Origin of the sequence: Rahnella sp. PCH160, assembly GCF_047784855.1 — a bacterium.
Lineage (GTDB): Bacteria > Pseudomonadota > Gammaproteobacteria > Enterobacterales > Enterobacteriaceae > Rahnella.
Map to the genome: position 1 here is coordinate 2,092,503 of NZ_JBLOGT010000001.1, position 18,097 is coordinate 2,110,599.

At 52.1% G+C, this 18,097-nt stretch carries 17 protein-coding genes; 11 read left to right on the forward strand and 6 right to left on the reverse strand.

Annotated elements, in window-relative coordinates; all coding sequences use genetic code 11:
* Positions 1–66: 66 nt before the first annotated feature.
* Positions 67–780, reverse strand: coding sequence for a DUF3053 domain-containing protein (locus ACM5QY_RS09790; RefSeq protein WP_416120457.1), 714 nt, complete (start codon positions 778–780; stop codon positions 67–69).
* A 169-nt stretch (positions 781–949) separates the two neighbouring features.
* Between ACM5QY_RS09790 and ACM5QY_RS09795 the strand changes: the two genes are divergently transcribed.
* On the forward strand, positions 950–2,020 hold the full coding sequence (locus ACM5QY_RS09795; RefSeq protein ID WP_416122859.1) for a DUF1615 domain-containing protein: 1,071 nt from the start codon (positions 950–952) through the stop codon (positions 2,018–2,020).
* A gap of 366 nt (positions 2,021–2,386) precedes the next feature.
* Positions 2,387–2,599: a transcription antiterminator/RNA stability regulator CspE gene (cspE, locus tag ACM5QY_RS09800; protein WP_101076387.1), complete on the forward strand. Its 213-nt coding sequence runs from the start codon at positions 2,387–2,389 to the stop codon at positions 2,597–2,599.
* A gap of 638 nt (positions 2,600–3,237) precedes the next feature.
* On the opposite strand, the gene ACM5QY_RS09805 is transcribed toward cspE, so the two are convergent.
* The 3 genes from ACM5QY_RS09805 to ACM5QY_RS09815 form a co-directional block, all read right to left on the reverse strand.
* Positions 3,238–3,375: a hypothetical protein gene (locus ACM5QY_RS09805; protein WP_416120458.1), complete on the reverse strand. Its 138-nt coding sequence runs from the start codon at positions 3,373–3,375 to the stop codon at positions 3,238–3,240.
* 476 nt (positions 3,376–3,851) lie between these two features.
* A complete protein-coding gene (locus ACM5QY_RS09810) occupies positions 3,852–4,055 on the reverse strand; it encodes a hypothetical protein (protein ID WP_416120459.1) in 204 nt (67 codons plus the stop codon).
* Positions 4,056–4,190: 135 nt separating this feature from the next.
* Positions 4,191–5,441 (reverse strand): L-lactate MFS transporter, encoded by a 1,251-nt coding sequence (locus ACM5QY_RS09815; protein ID WP_416120460.1) that lies wholly within the window; start codon positions 5,439–5,441, stop codon positions 4,191–4,193.
* A gap of 497 nt (positions 5,442–5,938) precedes the next feature.
* Here ACM5QY_RS09815 and ACM5QY_RS09820 point away from each other — a divergent pair, with 497 nt between their 5' ends.
* Together ACM5QY_RS09820 and ACM5QY_RS09825 are read left to right on the forward strand one after the other, a co-directional pair.
* Positions 5,939–6,169 carry a hypothetical protein gene (locus ACM5QY_RS09820; protein WP_152324591.1) on the forward strand — a complete coding sequence of 77 codons (231 nt, stop codon included), beginning with the start codon at positions 5,939–5,941 and terminating at the stop codon, positions 6,167–6,169.
* A gap of 51 nt (positions 6,170–6,220) precedes the next feature.
* Positions 6,221–6,778, forward strand: a complete 558-nt coding sequence (locus tag ACM5QY_RS09825) for a DNA-binding protein (RefSeq protein ID WP_416120461.1) — start codon at positions 6,221–6,223, stop codon at positions 6,776–6,778.
* Positions 6,779–6,785: 7 nt separating this feature from the next.
* Here the strand turns inward: ACM5QY_RS09825 and ACM5QY_RS09830 are convergent, their stop codons facing one another.
* Positions 6,786–7,532 carry an alpha/beta fold hydrolase gene (locus tag ACM5QY_RS09830; protein WP_416120462.1) on the reverse strand — a complete coding sequence of 249 codons (747 nt, stop codon included), beginning with the start codon at positions 7,530–7,532 and terminating at the stop codon, positions 6,786–6,788.
* Between the two features lie 374 nt (positions 7,533–7,906).
* Between ACM5QY_RS09830 and ACM5QY_RS09835 the strand changes: the two genes are divergently transcribed.
* The 6 genes from ACM5QY_RS09835 (at position 7,907) to glnB (ending at position 15,061) form a co-directional block, all read left to right on the forward strand.
* Complete coding sequence (locus ACM5QY_RS09835) at positions 7,907–8,305, forward strand: hypothetical protein (RefSeq protein ID WP_416120463.1); 399 nt, start codon at positions 7,907–7,909, stop codon at positions 8,303–8,305.
* A gap of 143 nt (positions 8,306–8,448) precedes the next feature.
* Positions 8,449–10,395 (forward strand): penicillin-binding protein 2, encoded by a 1,947-nt coding sequence (gene mrdA / locus ACM5QY_RS09840; RefSeq protein ID WP_416120464.1) that lies wholly within the window; start codon positions 8,449–8,451, stop codon positions 10,393–10,395.
* A 586-nt stretch (positions 10,396–10,981) separates the two neighbouring features.
* Positions 10,982–12,418 carry a sensor histidine kinase gene (locus tag ACM5QY_RS09845; protein WP_416120465.1) on the forward strand — a complete coding sequence of 479 codons (1,437 nt, stop codon included), beginning with the start codon at positions 10,982–10,984 and terminating at the stop codon, positions 12,416–12,418.
* 31 nt (positions 12,419–12,449) lie between these two features.
* A complete protein-coding gene (qseG, locus tag ACM5QY_RS09850) occupies positions 12,450–13,226 on the forward strand; it encodes a two-component system QseEF-associated lipoprotein QseG (protein WP_416120466.1) in 777 nt (258 codons plus the stop codon).
* A complete protein-coding gene (gene glrR, locus ACM5QY_RS09855; protein ID WP_416120467.1) occupies positions 13,223–14,560 on the forward strand; it encodes a two-component system response regulator GlrR in 1,338 nt (445 codons plus the stop codon). The genes qseG and glrR overlap by 4 nt, the downstream gene beginning before the upstream one ends.
* Before the next feature lie 153 nt (positions 14,561–14,713).
* Positions 14,714–15,061: a nitrogen regulatory protein P-II gene (glnB, locus tag ACM5QY_RS09860; RefSeq protein ID WP_416120468.1), complete on the forward strand. Its 348-nt coding sequence runs from the start codon at positions 14,714–14,716 to the stop codon at positions 15,059–15,061.
* A gap of 76 nt (positions 15,062–15,137) precedes the next feature.
* On the opposite strand, the gene hmpA is transcribed toward glnB, so the two are convergent.
* Positions 15,138–16,382, reverse strand: a complete 1,245-nt coding sequence (gene hmpA / locus ACM5QY_RS09865; RefSeq protein ID WP_416120469.1) for an NO-inducible flavohemoprotein — start codon at positions 16,380–16,382, stop codon at positions 15,138–15,140.
* A gap of 400 nt (positions 16,383–16,782) precedes the next feature.
* Here hmpA and glyA point away from each other — a divergent pair, with 400 nt between their 5' ends.
* Complete coding sequence (gene glyA, locus ACM5QY_RS09870; protein WP_104921057.1) at positions 16,783–18,036, forward strand: serine hydroxymethyltransferase; 1,254 nt, start codon at positions 16,783–16,785, stop codon at positions 18,034–18,036.
* Positions 18,037–18,097: the final 61 nt, after the last annotated feature.

Sequence of the window (18,097 nt, forward strand, 5' to 3'; positions counted from 1 at the left end):
CACACCATAGCAAAAGCACCAGCATGAAAAAACCGCCTTGCGGCGGCGGCGGGGATGTCGGCCGGTTTAACGCACCATTTGCTGCATCTGGCGGCTGAGTTGCATCAGTTGCGCATTCAGCGGCACCAGCTGCTGCTGGATGGCGTTGTATTTATCCAACTGCTTCTGGTTGGCAAATTGCAGACGATTGCCGGTGATGGTGACATTTTTGCCCTGGCTTTTGATAAAGTCAGCTTTTGCCACAATCAGATTGAGCACCTGCGGCAGTAAATCAAACACCTGTTCGGTCACGGCTGCCGGTTTAGTCACCGTTTTTTCATATGCCTGATCGTAAACTTTTTTCAGGTCATCCGGTTGCCTGAGCGCCGTGTGCTGCGTGTCGGCCTGCGTTTTGAGCAGAACCATTTTTTCTTTCCAGTTCGCACTGCTGTCTGCCATTTTTTTCAGATCATCGCGTTGATCGAGCAAGTTACTCACGCTGTTAACGCCGTTCATCCCGGCAAAAACCGGCACCAGCGAGGAATCCAGCTCAATGTTCATCTGATGATGGAATCCGGCAATAATCGCGTAATCTTTCGCGTAATTACCCAACTCTTTACCTTGTTCTTCCGTGAGCTGCGGGACGGCCAGCACCGGTTTGTCCAGAATGCGTGACTGGAGAAAATCCATAAAGGCTTTGCGCTGGGCTGGCTCTTTGTCGCCGCAGCCGCTGACCACAAAAATCATCAGCAGCAGCATAAAAGGCATCAGAAATGCGCGGCTAAAGTGTGACTTCTGCATAAATTCCTTGCTCCGTAAGCGCCGTTATCAGGATGCTAACCTTACTGAGAAAGGCTAGTTTTTGCTAGATAGTTGCTGATATCTTCGTTAACGTCTTCGGCAAAACCATTGATTCAGGGGATGTTTAACGTTGAACGCAAAGCGATTTTCAATTAACCAATCTGCGGTGATGCTGGCTGTGATGATCCTCGCCGGATGTACAACGGGAAAGAAAACCGAAGCGCCGGTGCAAAATCCGCATGACGTGAAAGCCGATATTGTCCGGCTGATGCCGTCTTCCGCGCCGGACAGAAAAGGCTGGGCGACGGACATTACTGCCGCCTTTACCTCACAGGGCATTCCGGCGACGACTGAAAATATTTGTTCGGTGCTGGCGGTGGCGCAGCAGGAATCGAATTTCAATGCCGATGCGCCGGTTCCGGGGCTGGGAAAAATCGCCTGGAAAGAGATCGACCGCCGGGCGGATGCGGTTCATGTGCCCAATTTCCTGGTTCACACCGCGCTGCTGATTAACTCGCCGAACGGAAAATCCTACAGCGAGCGCCTGGATAACGTCAAAACCGAGAAACAGCTCAGCGCCATTTTTGATGATTTCATTAACATGGTGCCGATGGGGCAAAAGCTGTTTGGCAATCTGAATCCGGTTCACACCGGCGGGCCGATGCAGGTCAGCATCGCGTTTGCCGAAGAACACGCCAAAGGGTATCCGTACAAAATTGACGGCACAATCCGCAATGAAGTGTTCAGCCGTCGCGGCGGCGTCTATTTTGGCGTGAAACATCTGCTGGGATATCCGGCCAATTATTCTCAGCCGTTGTACCGGTTTGCTGATTTCAATGCTGGCTGGTACGCCAGCCGGAACGCGGCTTTCCAGAGCGCGGTAAGCAAAGCGACGGGCATTCCGCTGGCGCTGGACGGCGACCTGATTAACTACGGCACCGATAAACCGGGCGGCACCGAGCTGGCCGTGAGAACACTGTCGAAGCGGCTGGACATCAGCCATTCGGCCATCCGTAAAGCGCTGGAGAAGGGCGAGCAACCGGAGTTTGAGGAAACCAGCCTGTATAAACAGGTTTATGCACTGGCGGATAAAACCACCGGTAAGCGTCTGCCGCGCGAAATGCTGCCGGGGATCACGCTGGAAAGCCCGAAAATCACCCGTAAGCTGACCACGGCCTGGTTCGCAAAACGGGTCGACGGACGCCGTGCCGATTGTATGAAACGCGCTTCTGCCGGATAACCGGCAGGGGGAAAAGTCTTAAAGCCTACTGCTTTCGGGCAGGTTTTACTTTTTCGCATCAGCCTGTAGCCACCGCCAGCAGCGGGCTGCGCGTTATTTCCCGATGGAATATACATCCCACCAATATAATAGCGTTGAAATAAAAGCTTGCTTAATAAATCCCGCTGTGTGTAAATAGCGTCAACGGTTTGTAGTTAAGACCTATTTATGTAAGACATTTTAGTAAAGTAGTTCCTGGTTCAAGTGATATAGCAAATCCTTTCTCCGACGAATTTCCTTCTCTGATGCATCCATAAGTATTTCAAATAAAAACAGACCTATATTGCCCTATGGCATCATAAAATAAAAACGAAGAAGGTATTTCCTATGTCTACTAAAATGACTGGTTTAGTAAAATGGTTCGACGCTGGTAAAGGTTTCGGTTTCATTAGCCCTGCAGACGGCAGCAAAGACGTGTTCGTTCACTTCTCTGCAATCCAGAGCAATGATTTCAAAACCCTGGACGAAGGTCAGAACGTTGAGTTCACCATCGAACAAGGTCAGAAAGGCCCATCAGCCGGTAACGTTGTCGTTCTGTAATGTCGCCAGATATTGAAGGTAAATACTCTGCAATAGCGAAGATGGGTCAAACCCGGAGCAGACAGACTAATTAATTCAATATCGACATGAATAATGACAAAAATAAGCCCTGGCCAACGCCGGGGTTTATTATTTAAAAGCTTCCAGAATTATTTTGGGAGCCACAATAGAAAAGCCGGTTTGATTATTTTTCATTTAGCCAATTTTTCTGTTGTGACAAGGCCGCGCTCAGGCCGCGTAATGTTGGAGTGTACGATGAACGCTTACGCCATAATATGACGGCCGGGAAAGCACCGGCAAATTCCCTTCATTCTTTGGGCTGGCTCTGTGTTGGCTGCCTTCACTCACCCCAGTCACATACTTAAGTATGCTCCCGGGGATTCGTTACGTTGCCGCCTTGATCCAACCCAAATTATTTCGGGAATTGGCTTCTGCGCCTGTACTTCAAAATTCAAAAAAATCCTGAAAAAAAGCCAAAAAAAAGCCCGCACACGGCGGGCAAAATAACAGGGTTCTACAGGGGTATTACACAGGGACTTAACACAGGGACATCACACAACATTTGATAGATTTAAGATAACAAACGCTGTGTATGGTTTTGTCATTGTCCGGTAATGTTACTCCAGCAGATGTAAGGCTTATTTGTCAGCGTAATGAGAAATTAACTGATCGATTTTGGTGTCAGCCATCGCAATTCCCTTCTGTATCAAAGACTCAGAGCCGATGCTCGCCAGCACGATAACCGCAGCAACAATCATTAATCCTTTCCAGGTCATGACTTTCCCTTCCGTTTGTCTCAGTGAATACCCGCATTATGCGGCGATACGTGAAATATCGCCACCGGGCAGGGGAAAACAATGAACAGGCGTTAAACGCTTAAGTGACCGACGGTGAAGAAAGTGACCAGGCCGACAATAACAAGCAGCGCAATTGCCGCGGCGGTATAGAGGATGATGCGTTTGGGGCTGTAAAATGCCATAAAATGTCCTTATTTATCCGGGGTATTCAACGTTACTGGATTAGAAAAGTTCCATCATTAGTGCCATCACGTAGCCAATTCCCACAGAACCGCCCGCCATGATTAACCAAAATGCTGTTGCCTTCATTTCACACTCCTTGTGCGTGTTGCGGGACAAATCACCCGAATGATCGGTTTCAAGAGGTGATTATAACAAACATATAATCCGCATGGATAATTACGTGCTCTAATTTTAGACACTTTACCGGACGGCGGGCGGTTTTTTTTCCGATCTTATTTCAGATAGTCGCTGCGGGAAGTCAGTTTGCTGTGTGCGCTTGAATCCAGTGTCGTGGACGGGCGGGAGCTGCTTTCGCTGGCTTTGCGGCTCAGTTCTGAGGCGACTTCCTGTGCGCTGGAAGGGTAAGAGACGGCAAAACTGTTCACGGCGGTCATCGTCAGCATGAGGCTGAAAATAGCGAGGGTGGTGCGTTTCATTTACGGGTGTCCGGTCTGTTCACATTTGTTCATAGGATTTTCGTGAATCAGCAGCCGGCTTTATATGCTTTACCCATAAGAAACGGGAGCAAATTATGCTCCCGTTCATCATTTATGATGCGTACAGCTGCTGCTTTACACGTGCTGGAGCGTATTATGACCCGCTTCTGATTTATTCGGTAAGCGAATCGTGGCAGAAAGAACCAGTGATACGATCAATAGTGCGGTAATGATGCTGAATGTTACCGCGAAGCCACCGAACAAAGACGCGACCAGGGAAGCAAAGATGCTACCGATACCGAAGCCGAGATACAGCAGACCGTAGTTTTTGGTCATGTTGTTCAGGCCGAAGAAATCGCTGACCAGTGAAGGATAAACGGTGATAGTGCCGCCGAAACTGAAAGCCACACAGGCAACGGAGATGAAGAACATCATTTCGTTCATGTGGGTGAACAGCATCATGCTCATACCGGCCAGGGAAACAACCTGCGCGATGGAGATAACGCGGATACGCTGCATTTTGTCAGACAGAACGCCCAGAACCAGACGGCCGCTCAGGTTAGCAATCGCTATCACGGTAACGGCATTGGCTGCGGTCAGTGCGTCAAGTTTCACCAGGCTCTGACCGATATCTTTCGCCACGCCAATCACGTACAACCCGCTCATGCAGGCCGTCAGGAACATCAGCGCCAGCATCCAGTATTGCGGAGCACGTACCGCTTCAGCCAGCGTGAAGTCGCGGGTGTCGTTGCTGTTGTCGTTCAGGCTGTTTTCTTCGCGAGTTACATCAGCGGTCTGTTGTTTCGGTGCATCTTTCATCATCATCGCACCGGCAATGACCATCACCATCGCTACGCCACCCCAAATCATGAAGGTGTTCTGCAAGCCTTCGGTTGCCAGCAAATGGCCGCAAACGAATTTGAATAACAGGCTGCCCAGACCGTAAGCGCCGATTGAACAGGCTGAAATCAGGCCTTTACGTTCAGGGAACCATTTCACGCAGTTGGTGAGTGTCAGCAGGTAACCGGCACCATCCGCCAGACCCACCAGCACACCGGCGCTGATGTACAACATAATCACGTTGTCAGAATGCGCGGTCAGGAAGAAGCCAGCGGCCATCAGTAAACCGGCGGCGATGGTCACGGTGCGCACACCAAAACGCTCCTGAAGTTTTCCGGCGACGGAAGAGGCAAGTGCCAGACACAGGCTCAGGATCCCGAAAGTCAGCGCTACGCGGCTGATTGGTTCACCCAGCTTTTCGGATAACTGGCCGTTGAACAGGCTCCAGGTGTAAACGGAACCCAGAGCAAGCTGAGTAAGAATGGTACCGGCCAGTGTTAGCCAGCGGGTACGGTTGTCGTTCTGCATGCCAGATTTGTCACTCATAGCGGGTTCTCCCGAGCGAAGTAGATTCAATTAACTGTCGCTATGATAGTCCTCGCGAATAAACGCAGTTCATTTGTGGCGTGAGATGCATAAGTTGTGGAATGAAATGCATCTGGCGAGGCATGAGTCGCCATTTTGGCGTCAAAAACGCCCCGAAATTGGACTTAAAACGCCTCTGCAGCCCTTGCGGGGCGCGGGTTTTAGTTGATCTGGATCACTAATCCTTCAATTAACCTTTCCATGCATTCCCACCCGCATTATTACAACCGCCAGTTCTTCCATTTTTCGGTACTCCACTGACAACAGCGGAGACGGGGAGGATTAGTGCGGGGGAATTTTGAGGGCGAAATCAGGAGAGGATATTTATTTTTGCTGATGTCATTTTTTCAAGGTTTTCACCCCTGATGCGGGGATACACTCCCGGTGTGCATGAGGATGTATGCACATGATTGTTGACGGATGTCAACGAGTGATTATACTACAGCTACAGGAGGCCAATGAAGGCACATCCTAATAAACATATTCACGCAGCCGTTGAATATGCCATTTCTAAAGGCTGGCATTTTGTCGCTGGCGGCAGCAGTTCACACTGCTTCGGGCGGGTTCGTTGCGGTATTCCTGCACATCGCGAACATATGATGAGCATCTGGTCTACCCCGCGGAATCCGGAAAACCATGCCGTGCAAATTATCAGAAGGGTTGATCATTGTTCTCCTGATAAGACATAACACTAAGGCGGGAAACCGCCTTTTTAGCAATTTCCCGGACAACGAGGTTCTGTGGCACCTTTTAACTTTACGCTGACGCTTTCAGGCGTTACATCCGATACAGAAAAACTGGAAGATGCGCTCTTTGAGAGCGGCTGCGATGACGCGCTGATTTCTTTCTATGGAACGTCGGTCTATCTGGAATTTGACCGGGAAAGCACTTCATTCGCGAAAGCGGTGCTGACGGCAATCCGGGATATTGAATCCTCGGGCCTGAATGCACGTGTCGAGTCGGTCGATTCGGCTCTGGTTGGGCTCAGCGATATTGCGGAACTGACCGGGCTGACCCGCCAGTCGGTGGCATTATTGAAAGACGGATCTCGCGGATCCCGTAATTTCCCTAACCCTGTTCAGCGGCTCAAAGGAAACTCACCGCTCTGGCGCTGGAAGAGTGTGGTGGAATGGCTGGTCGCAGAGGGAAGATTACCCGCCGGGGATCCTCGGGTGGAAGGTTCCCGCATCCTGGAAAATATCAATCTGGCGCTACAGTTACGTTCTTCTTCTGAGCCCAAACAAGTTAAGCAATTTGCACACCTGCTTGAGCATCAGAATGAAATGACGGATTTGTAATATGTACTTATAAGACTTCCGCATTCAGCGCCGCGTTGATTGCCGCCGCGACGCCGGTTGGATTTTCCCACATCATCGAATGGCCTGCCTGAGGCACCACGGCGGTATGCACGCCATGCTGCGGTAAAATCGCGACATCAGGTTCCGGCAGTGAAAACTCGCCAAACAAAACGGTGGCAGGCATTTCCAGGTTATAGAGCTGTTCGCGCCACGATGTCGGTTCGCCATTGACCAGCCCGACGGCTTGCCGGTGGATCGCCAGCGGTGACGCCACGCTCATCGATCCCGCCCAGATGGCATCATTGCTGCGCACGGCGAAATTAATGAGATGCGCATGACCTTTGGCCAGATACTCTTCTTCCGAATATTCCGCAACCGCGCGGCTGAATATCCCGCCGCCCGCATCAAGATTGGGCTCTGCGACAATCAGGCGCTGAATCAGGTCGGGCCGCTGCGCCGCCACCATGATGGCAATACTGCCGCCCATGCTGTGGCCGATTAAATTGACCTGCGGCACGCCGAGGCTTTCCAGTAATGCGATGATGCACAGCGTGTGATCCTGAAGGCTGTAACTGAAATCCTGTGGTTTATCACTGAAACCTGAACCGGCTAAATCCAGCAGGAAAGAGCGGCGCGGGCGCAGTGAAGCATCGGTCGCGACGCGCGGGAAATCGCATGACGCCGCGCATCCCAGGCCGTGAATAAAGACCAGCGGAACGCCCAGACCTGGCAACTCATGGAAACGTAAGATCATTTCCGTTCCGGATACTTTGAAAGATTTCATCTCAATCCTTTGTTAACTGCTCAAGTGCAATCTGCGGATTATAGGCAGGATTTTTCTGAGCAGCAGTACAAAAAACATGTAAACGAACAGAGTGTTGAGTTTTACAGCGAAGTGCATTTTCAACTCTCTGTCAGATTTATGGTTCAGTTAAATTTTGGTTTGTTTTTCAACCTTTCATCAGCGTAATAAACGCACGCTAACAGGCTGTGCAGAGCCCGCACTCAGGCTTGCATTGCCCAAATAATCGCCGATCAAACCTTATTCATTCCCTAATTTGGCTTAAGATGTTTAGCCCGCGAAAATATCTTTTGCGGGCTCTTTCCATCGGGCGGGCAAGTGATAGCATGGAACTCTTGCTCCCTTTATGGATTTATCTGATGGTCAGGTTAGGCGGTTGTGTGGCGGTTGTCTTGGCGCTGGCGTCGTTTTCAGCATCGGCTGTCACGCAGTATCAATGTGTGTTAACGCATCATACGCAGTCCGAAGACGGCAATGATGTTTCTGAAGTTGTGAATAAAGATGCGCGCGTTTATGACGCCGGAAATACATTCAGTTTCTCCCCTGACGGCAGCAAACTGGTCACCAGCCCTGAACTGACGGATATCATCGGCAAAGACAATCAGCCGATGAAGGCCGGTGCGCAGGATAACCTGATGTATATCCATGTAAAAGACAGCTTTGTGGTTGCAACGCAAACCGAAGGTTATGTATATGGCGACTGCAAGGTAAATACAGCGAAATAAATAGAAACACTCCTGCCACTTCATTAGCACACTTCTTATAGTCGCCCGTTTCCCGACGGGCTATCCTTGCGCACTTTTCCAGCCCCGAATTTTTCTTTTTTCGCCCGCTTCAAGAAGCAGACAATAAAGGTATTTGCCCGCTTATGGCCTTACTTAACGACGAAATCCGCGACCATACCGCAGAGTCCGTCCTTTTCGTTCGTCGTGCCGTGATTGCATTTCTGGTTGTGGCCTTAATGTCTGCCGCTCTGGTGTTCAACCTGTATCATTTGCAGGTCGGAATGCATGATTTTTACCAGACCCGCTCAAATCAGAATGACATCAAAATGTTGCCGATCGCCCCAAGTCGTGGGCTGATCATGGATCGCAACGGTGTTGTGCTGGCGCAAAATATCACGCTTTATCAGCTCCAGGTGATCCCCGGTAAAGTGGCGGATCTCAAAGCCACCCTGAATGCGCTGAAACCGATTGTCGATCTGACACAGGACGATCTGGACAGCTTCCATGAAGCGATGATCCATGGTCGTCATTTTGCGCAGATCCCGTTAAAACTGGCGCTGACCGACGTCGAAGTCGCCCGTTTTTCCGTGAACCAGTTTGATTTCCCCGGCGTTTCCATCAGCACCTATCAGCAACGGCGTTATCCGTACGGCGCTGAGCTGGCGCACGTTGTCGGCTATGTCTCTAAAATCAATGATAAAGATGCGAAACGCCTCGACGAAGAAGGGATCGCGGAGAATTACGCCGCTGACCATGACATTGGTAAGCAGGGCGTTGAAAAGTATTATGAAAATATCCTGCATGGCCGCACCGGTTATCAGGAAGTAGAAGTAGATAACCATGGGCATGTCGTGCGCCTTCTCAAAGAAGTGCCGCCGCAGGCCGGGCAAAATATCTACCTGACGCTGGATCTCGATTTACAGCAGTACATCGAAAAAGTCCTGAAAGGGCAGCGCGCCGCCGTTGTGGTGATGGATCCACGAGATGGCGGGATTAAAGCGATGGTGTCGAGCCCGAGTTATGATCCGAATCCGTTTGTGAACGGGATCTCCAGTAAGGAATACAGCGCATTGCTGAAAAACCCGGATTTACCGCTGATTAACCGCGTGACGCAGGGCCTTTACCCGCCGGCATCGACGGTAAAGCCTTTCATGGCGACATCCGCCTTATTTGAAGGGGTGATCACGCCGCAAACCACCTTCTTTGGCGCGCCGACCTGGACGCTGCCAGGCACTGAGCGCCATTACCGCGACTGGCTGAAAACCGGCCACGGTCTGCTCAATGTCACCAAAGCCATCGAGGAATCAGCCGATACCTTCTTTTATCAGGTGGCGTATGAAATGGGTATCGACCGCATTCATACCTGGCTGAGCAAATTTGGTTACGGGCAATCCACCGGCATCGATCTTGACGAGCAATATAATGGCGTCCTGCCAAGCCGTGAATGGAAGATGAAAGTTCATAAGAAAGGCTGGTATCAGGGAGATACGGTTTCGGTGGGTATCGGCCAGGGTTATTGGGTGGCGACACCGATTCAGATGGTGCGTGCGCTCAGCGCGCTGGTCAATAACGGCAAACTTGAAACGCCACACCTGTTGTATTCTTCAAAAAGCGGCAAGGTGATCACTCCCTATAAAATGCCGCCAACACGGCAGATTGCTGATGCAAAATCACCAATCTGGGGAATAGTGAAAAACGGCATGTTCGGGATGGCGAATCTCCCGAACGGTACCGGATACAAACTCTTTCACACCGCGCCTTATCAGATTGCCGCGAAATCAGGGACATCTCAGGTCTTCAGCCTGCGTGAGAATCAGGTTTACAACGCCAAAATGACGCCGGTGCGCTTGCGTGACCACATATTCTATACCGCGTTTGCGCCGTATAAACATCCGACAGTGGTCATGGCGCTCATTATGGAAAACGGCGGTGGTGACGGCGTGGTGGCCGGCCCGACAGCGCGAGCCATCCTTGACCATATCTTCCTGCCGCCGCAGGCCACACTCTGCGACCCCGCGAAAGCAGACAATCCGGCCGACTGCGAACAACCGGTTCCCACGCCGAATTCTCTGGGGTTTAGCGAGCACTGACAGGATCGCAATTCATCGCTGATAACAGGATGTCATTAAATGGCGACAGACGCAGTTTTGTGTGTCGCCATTTAGCGACATTTAAGTGGCTGATTAAATGAGTATTTAATTTTACCGAAAAAATATGTTGGGAAACAGCGACAGCACGTGTGATTTTTAGACAGAGATCACAGTTTGTTTCAGAATCAAATATTCCAAAAAAAATAGAAAGCGTTATTAATCAGTGTTATAAAACTTAAATTCCAAAACTGGCACGTTTCGTGCTATATTTCTGGCAGTTGCTCATTCACCTGATTATGATTGGCTCACGCGAAAGCGTTGATATGCTCATAATGTCCGAATGACGCCAAAGAAACGGTGCCTATCGTTCACCAGACCGATAATCGTTGCGCAAGCACGTTATCAAGCATCGAACGACACGTTGAGTGAGGCACCACCTCTTCCGGTTTGCTGGATACCTTTATAAGGTATCCAGCAATACCCCCTTCGAATTCTTCCCGTTTCCACCAAACCCTCTTTCACTTTTTCTATGACACTGGCTGTTCAAACCGTTGTCAGTTAGCATGGTTTATCTGCGGAAAATGAGATGAATGCGTTGAAAAGAGGACGTTTATTCCCCGGTTCTTTACGCCAGCTGGTATTGATGGCGTTCCTGTTAGTCCTGCTGCCGTTGCTGGTGCTGGCGTATCAGGCCTATAACAGCCTCGATCAGCTCAGCCGTCAGGCTGCGCACATAAACCGCACCACGCTCAGCGATGCGCGTCGCAGCGAATCGATGTCCAGCATCGCGCTGGAAATGGAGCGTAGCTACCGTCAGTATTGCGTCCTCGACGATCCCACGCTGTCCCGCCTTTATCAGAATCAGCACAAACAATATTCCCAGCTTCTGGATGCGCATGCGTCCGTCCTGCCGGATTTGCGCTATTACCAGACGCTGCGCACGTTGCTGACGCAACTGACCGACCCCACGTGCCGTAATAACGCACCGGATAATGACGCTTCCGAACGGCTGGAAAATTTCTCGCGCACGAATGCCGAAATGATTCAGGCGACGCGTGAAGTGGTCTTTTCCCGCGGACAGCAACTTCAGCGCGCCATTGCCGAACGTGGCCAGTTTTTTGGCTGGCAGGCGCTGGTGCTGTTTCTGCTCAGCGGCGCGCTGGTGGTGCTGTTCACCCGCATGATTATCGGGCCGGTAAAAGGCGTGGAGAGAATGATCAACCGGCTGGGCGAAGGGCGAAATCTGGGGGATGTCACGCGGTTTAAAGGCCCGCGCGAAATCCGTTCTCTGGTGCAGCGCATCGTCTGGCTGAGTGAGCGTCTGGCGTGGCTGGAATCACAGCGCCATGAATTTTTACGTCACATTTCCCATGAACTCAAAACGCCGCTCGCCAGCATGCGTGAAGGCACGGAACTGCTGGCCGATGAAGTTGCCGGGCCGCTGACGCCCGATCAGAAAGACGTCGTGGCGATACTCAACAGCAGCAGCCGTCACCTGCAAACGCTCATCGAACAACTGCTCGATTACAACCGTAAACTGGCCGATGCACCGGCGCTGAGCGTAGCGGTTGACCTTAAAGACTTGGTGAATGATGTTGTGATCGCGAACAGCCTGCCCGCGCGCGCCAAAAAGATCCGCAGCGAAGTCACCATCGACGCACCACAATGTCTGGCGGAACCGACACTGCTTAAGCGCGTGCTGGATAATCTCTATTCCAATGCGGTGCACTACGGGGCTGAATCCGGTACTATTTGGGTCCGCAGCCGGGAAGACGCAGGGCGGGTGATTATTGAGGTGGCAAACACCGGAACCCCGATCCCCGCAGCCGAGCGCGCGATGATTTTTGAACCCTTTTACCAGGGTAGCCAGCAACGAAAAGGGGCTGTAAAAGGCAGCGGTCTGGGATTGAGCATTGCTCAGGACTGCATTCGCCGCATGCATGGAGAGCTGCAACTGGTTGCCGTTGAAGATGCGGACGTCTGTTTCCGTATTGAATTGCCCCTGACGGCTGAGAAAAATTGATCATGACCCTATTTGCAGCCTGGTGCGGCCAATGAACGCATTAACCTTTATATCGAAAATCCTTACCCGTCTGGTGCGTGCCGTCGTACGTCACCGGGCTCTCCTTCTGAGTGCGCCTCTGGCGATGGTGGGCTGTGTGCCACATTCCGCCGATAATCGCTATTACCAGCAAGTTTCCGACCAGATTGTGCCTGACACTAAAGTGATCGACTTCCGTATCGCGCCCTGCGAAACCCTGTGGACGCTGGATGACAGCGAAGCGATGACCAACTCGCTGTACTGGCTGCGGGCGATGGATTGTGCCGATCGCATGAATGATGCGCAGGCGCGTTTCCAGGCGCAGCAGATTTCGGCGACTAATTGGGAGCGGGTATTCAAACAAAGCATTCTGCTGTCGGGTGCCGATCCGGATCAACAGCAGCGCCGCGCCTTGCTGGCCAAAGTGAGCGAATTCCGTGGTCAGATGCCCGGTTCAATTCGCCCGCTGGTGCAGCTGTGGCGTGAGCGTCAGAATCTGCAAGTCTTACTTGGCGATGAAAAGGCCCGCAACGCGCGCCAACAGGCCGTTAATGAAGATAAGCTTCAGATGATGACCGCCGGACAGCGGGTGCTGGAAAATAACTTAGCCGATACGCGGCGTAAGCTGGAAAACCTGACCGACATCGAACGTCAGCTTTCCTCACGCAAGCAGATCCAGGGCGATCTGCCGGATAATGATGCGACTTCGCAGTCAAAACCGGCCACCGGATCCACGGTGAAACCGGCAGAAACCTACGTGCCGCCTCCTAAGGAATCGAACGCAAAATGACGATACGTAAAGCCGCCAGTTTATTACTGGTGGACGACGATCCCAGCCTGTTAAAGCTGCTGGGCATGCGTCTGACCAGCGAAGGTTTTCGCGTCACGACAGCCGAAAGCGGTGCCGAAGCGTTACGCGTATTGCACCGTGAACGTATCGATCTGGTGCTGAGTGATTTGCGTATGGACGAAATGGATGGCATGGCGCTTTTTGCCGAGATCCAGAAGTTCCAGCCGGGAATGCCGGTGATTATTCTCACGGCGCACGGCTCAATTCCCGACGCCGTTGCCGCCACGCAGCAGGGCGTTTTCGGGTTTCTCACCAAACCAGTTGACCGCGATGCGCTGTATAAAGCCATTGATGAAGCGCTGGCGCAGTCCAGCCCGTCGGTGGATGAAAGCTGGCGTGAGTCGATTGTGACCCGTAGCCCGCTGATGCTGCGTTTACTGGAGCAGGCGAATATGGTCGCACAGTCTGACGTCAGCGTGCTGATTAACGGCCAGAGTGGTACGGGTAAAGAAGTGCTGGCGCAGGCGATCCACGGCGCCAGCCCGCGCGGAAAGAACGCGTTTATTGCCATCAACTGCGGCGCGCTGCCGGAACAGTTGCTGGAATCAGAATTATTCGGCCATGCCAAAGGCGCATTTACCGGCGCGGTCAGCAGCCGCGAAGGGCTGTTTCAGGCGGCTGGTGGCGGAACGTTGTTCCTCGATGAAATCGGCGATATGCCGCTGTCATTGCAGGTCAAACTGCTGCGCGTTTTACAGGAGCGCAAAGTCCGCCCGCTGGGCAGCAATCAGGATATCGACGTCGATGTACGCATTATTTCTGCGACGCACCGCGATTTGCCGAAGGCGATGGAAAAAGGCGAATTCCGCGAAGACCTGTTTTATCGTCTTAACGTCGTGAGCCTGAAACTGCCGACGCTGAGCGAAAGGTCGGAAGACATTCCGCTGCTGGCAAACCATCTGCTTCGCGTTGCAGCGCAGCGGCACAAACCGTTCGTCCGCAGTTTTTCCACCGATGCGCTGAAGCGGCTGATGGCCGCGAGCTGGCCGGGGAATGTGCGTCAGCTGGTGAACGTGATTGAGCAGTGCGTGGCGCTGACCTCCGCGCCGGTCATCAGCGAAGCGCTGGTGCAGCAGGCGCTGGAAGGCGAGAACACCGCGCTGCCGACGTTTGCCGATGCGCGAAACCAGTTTGAGCTGAATTATTTGCGTAAGCTTTTGCAGATAACCAAAGGCAATGTGACGCAGGCGGCGCGTATCGCCGGGCGTAACCGCACCGAATTTTACAAGTTGCTTTCCCGCCATGAGCTGGAAGCCACGGATTTTAAAGAGTAACGGGAATTTACTTTCGGCGGCATCGGGTACATTCCTGCCGCTGAACTATGATACCTTTAGCGCCTTCGCATGCTCCGGCATCCGAAACCAGATTGTGAACCATGCTGCCGCTCAGGAAGGCGGAGAGCAAACGAATGATTATAAGGGTCCGCCATGAAAAAGATTGATGCGATTATCAAGCCATTCAAACTCGATGACGTCCGTGAAGCACTGGCTGAAGTCGGGATTACCGGGATTACCGGGATGACCGTGACCGAAGTAAAAGGCTTTGGCCGTCAGAAAGGTCATACTGAACTGTACCGTGGTGCTGAATACATGGTCGATTTTCTGCCAAAAGTAAAAATTGAGATTGTTGTGGCCGATGACATCGTGGATACCTGTGTTGAAACCATCATGACCACCGCGCAGACCGGCAAAATCGGCGACGGCAAAATCTTTGTGTTCGACGTGGCGCGCGTAGTGCGTATTCGTACCGGCGAGCAGGACGAAGAGGCTATCTGATTTTATTCAGAGTCTGAAAGAGAAAAGGCTGACATTGCGTCAGCCTTTTTGCTTTTTGGCGCGGGTATTCTGCCGCTTAAATGACTTTATGCGGGCCGAAGCATTCGTAATGAATATTGGCTTGCGCGATCCCCTTTGCCAGCAGCTGTTTGGCGGCAAACTGCATGAATCCGACCGGGCCGCACAGGTAGAAGTGCATCGCCGGATTACTGATCTGTTCGCTGACTTTGCTCAGATCCATTAAGCCCTGATATTGAAAATCTTCGCCCGGTAAATCGCTTTTCTGCGGCTGGTTATACCAGACATGGCTTTCCAGTTGAGGCAGATACGCCTGCGCGCTTTTCACTTCACCGGCAAACGCATGAACCGCACCATTTTCGGCGGCGTGCAGCCACTGAACCGGCGCTTTATGGCCGCGCTGTGCGAGCGTGCTGAGCATGCATAACATTGGCGTCTGGCCGACACCGGCAGAAATCAGCGCGACCGGCGTGGTTTCGCTGACATCCAGGAAGAAATCACCGTGCGGCGCGGCGAGGTGAATAATGTCGCCCGGCAGCGTAATGTTATGCAGGAAATTGGAAACTGCACCCTGACCTTCACGTTTTACCGCAATACGGTACGTTTTGCCGTTCGGTGCCTGCGTCAGGGAATACTGACGGATTTCCTGATTTTCCAGTGAGGCGTCACGAATATACACCGCCAGATATTGCCCCGGCTGGAAATCTGCCACCGGTTTGCCATCAACAGGCTCCAGCAGGAAAGAAGTGATCAGTTCGCTTTGTGGCTGTTTTCCCACGATACGGAATTCACGGGTGCCGCTCCAGCCACCGGTTTTTTCGGCGCTTTCTTTATAGATTTCCGCTTCACGATGGATAAATACGCCCGCCAGCACGCCGTAGGCTTTGCCCCACGCATCCAGCACTTCCTGGCCCGGGCTGAACATTTCATCCAGCGTTGCCAGCAGGTGTTCACCGACGATGTTGTACTGTTCCGGCTGAATGATAAAACTGGTGTGCTTCTGAGCGATGCGTTCCACAGCGGGCAAAAGCGCCGCCAGATTTTCGAGATTCGCCGCATAAGCGCAGATGGCGTCAAACAGCGCCTGACGCTGATCGCCATTGCGCTGATTGCTCATATTGAAGATGTCTTTCAGCTCGGGATTGTGTGCGAACATACGATCGTAGAAGTGGGCCGTCAGCTTCGGGCCGGTTGCCGCGAGTAAAGGAATGGTGGATTTAACGGTTGCGATAGTCTGTGCATCTAGCATAGTGAACTCCTTCCTCTTCGTCCTTGAAACTGCTGCTGCGTTAGCTGCCCTCAAGAATCCGAATCACTGACTCAGGTCAGCTCATCGGAATTCTTTCGATTGCCGCCTTGCCGCAGCTCCAATGACTTTGAGGTTATTTAGAATGAAAAGTAATAACATGCATTTTAAATACATCTTATATAAGCCCACAATTTCTGTAAACACCCCCTAAAGTGGTAGGGCTATTTTCCGGTGAGCGGTAGCTCACAAAGCTGAAATTTGACCATGTTCAGGTGAATAAAATTCCCTTGATTATGGGCAGAGGTTCGCAGATCAAAGCCTTGCTGCATCTGGAGCCAATCGTTTGCTTAAAAACCTCTAACTGACCCTATCCGAAGACCGCCTAAACATTTACACTATTGCGCAGAACCCGTAAGGGGCGTTTATTTTTAGTTTGTTGAGTCAGGAGATGCGGATGTTAAAGCGTGAAATGAACATTGCCGATTATGATGCTGAGCTGTGGGCAGCAATGGAAAAAGAAGTTGTCCGTCAGGAAGAACATATCGAGCTGATTGCGTCAGAAAACTACACCAGCCCGCGCGTTATGCAGGCTCAGGGTTCGCAGCTGACCAACAAATATGCCGAAGGCTATCCGGGCAAGCGTTATTACGGTGGTTGTGAGTACGTCGATATCGTTGAGCAACTGGCCATCGACCGTGCAAAAGAATTGTTCGGTGCTGATTTTGCTAACGTTCAGCCACACTCCGGCTCACAAGCTAACTTCGCGGTTTACACCGCACTGCTGCAACCGGGCGACACCATTCTGGGGATGAACCTCGGCCACGGTGGTCACCTGACGCACGGTTCTCCGGTCAACCTGTCCGGTAAACTGTATAACGTAGTGCCTTACGGCATCAACGAAAGCGGCGACATCGACTATGACGACGTTAAGCGTCAGGCCGAAGCACACAAACCAAAAATGATCATCGGTGGCTTCTCCGCCTTCTCCGGTATCGTTGACTGGGCAAAAATGCGCGAAATCGCAGACAGCGTTGGCGCGTACTTCTTCGTCGACATGGCACACGTTGCCGGTCTCATTGCGGCAGGCGTTTACCCGAACCCGGTTCCACACGCACACATCGTCACGACCACCACGCACAAAACGCTGGCTGGCCCACGCGGCGGTCTGATTCTGGCGAAAGGCGGCAGCGAAGAGTTTTACAAAAAACTGAACTCCGCCGTCTTCCCTGGCGGCCAGGGCGGCCCGCTGATGCACGTGATTGCTGGTAAAGCGGTAGCACTGAAAGAAGCGATGGAACCTGAGTTCAAAGCGTACCAGCAGCAGGTGGCTAAAAACGCGCAGGCGATGGTGGCTGTGGTTCTGGAACGTGGCTACAAAGTGGTTTCCGGCGGTACGCACAACCACCTGTTCCTGATGGATCTGGTCGATAAAAACCTGACCGGTAAAGAAGCGGATGCCGCTCTGGGCCGCGCTAACATCACCGTTAACAAAAACAGCGTGCCAAACGATCCGAAGAGCCCGTTCGTCACTTCTGGTGTGCGTATCGGTACGCCGGCTGTCACCCGTCGCGGCTTCAAAGAAGCTGAAGTGCGTGAACTGGCTGGCTGGATCTGTGACGTGCTGGACAACGTGAACGACGAAGCCACTATCGAACGCGTTAAAAACAAAGTTCTCGATATCTGTGCACGCTTCCCGGTTTACGCATAATATCTGCGGAGCCGTTAAGCTGCTAAAACCCGCTCCGGCGGGTTTTTTTATGGGCATGTAT

Excerpts from the sequence above, each read along its gene's own strand:
- glyA (WP_104921057.1), top strand. The coding sequence starts at position 16,783 with ATGTTAAAGCGTGAAATGAACATTGCCGATTATGATGCTGAGCTGTGG.
- ACM5QY_RS09820 (WP_152324591.1), top strand. The coding sequence starts at position 5,939 with ATGAAGGCACATCCTAATAAACATATTCACGCAGCCGTTGAATATGCC.
- ACM5QY_RS09830 (WP_416120462.1), bottom strand. The coding sequence starts at position 7,532 with ATGATCTTACGTTTCCATGAGTTGCCAGGTCTGGGCGTTCCGCTGGTC.
- ACM5QY_RS09835 (WP_416120463.1), top strand. The coding sequence starts at position 7,907 with ATGGAACTCTTGCTCCCTTTATGGATTTATCTGATGGTCAGGTTAGGC.
- ACM5QY_RS09790 (WP_416120457.1), bottom strand. The coding sequence starts at position 780 with ATGCAGAAGTCACACTTTAGCCGCGCATTTCTGATGCCTTTTATGCTG.
- qseG (WP_416120466.1), top strand. The coding sequence starts at position 12,450 with ATGAACGCATTAACCTTTATATCGAAAATCCTTACCCGTCTGGTGCGT.
- mrdA (WP_416120464.1), top strand. The coding sequence starts at position 8,449 with ATGGCCTTACTTAACGACGAAATCCGCGACCATACCGCAGAGTCCGTC.
- cspE (WP_101076387.1), top strand. The coding sequence starts at position 2,387 with ATGTCTACTAAAATGACTGGTTTAGTAAAATGGTTCGACGCTGGTAAA.
- ACM5QY_RS09805 (WP_416120458.1), bottom strand. The coding sequence starts at position 3,375 with ATGACCTGGAAAGGATTAATGATTGTTGCTGCGGTTATCGTGCTGGCG.
- ACM5QY_RS09845 (WP_416120465.1), top strand. The coding sequence starts at position 10,982 with ATGAATGCGTTGAAAAGAGGACGTTTATTCCCCGGTTCTTTACGCCAG.
- glrR (WP_416120467.1), top strand. The coding sequence starts at position 13,223 with ATGACGATACGTAAAGCCGCCAGTTTATTACTGGTGGACGACGATCCC.
- ACM5QY_RS09815 (WP_416120460.1), bottom strand. The coding sequence starts at position 5,441 with ATGAGTGACAAATCTGGCATGCAGAACGACAACCGTACCCGCTGGCTA.
- glnB (WP_416120468.1), top strand. The coding sequence starts at position 14,714 with ATGAAAAAGATTGATGCGATTATCAAGCCATTCAAACTCGATGACGTC.
- ACM5QY_RS09795 (WP_416122859.1), top strand. The coding sequence starts at position 950 with ATGCTGGCTGTGATGATCCTCGCCGGATGTACAACGGGAAAGAAAACC.
- ACM5QY_RS09810 (WP_416120459.1), bottom strand. The coding sequence starts at position 4,055 with ATGAAACGCACCACCCTCGCTATTTTCAGCCTCATGCTGACGATGACC.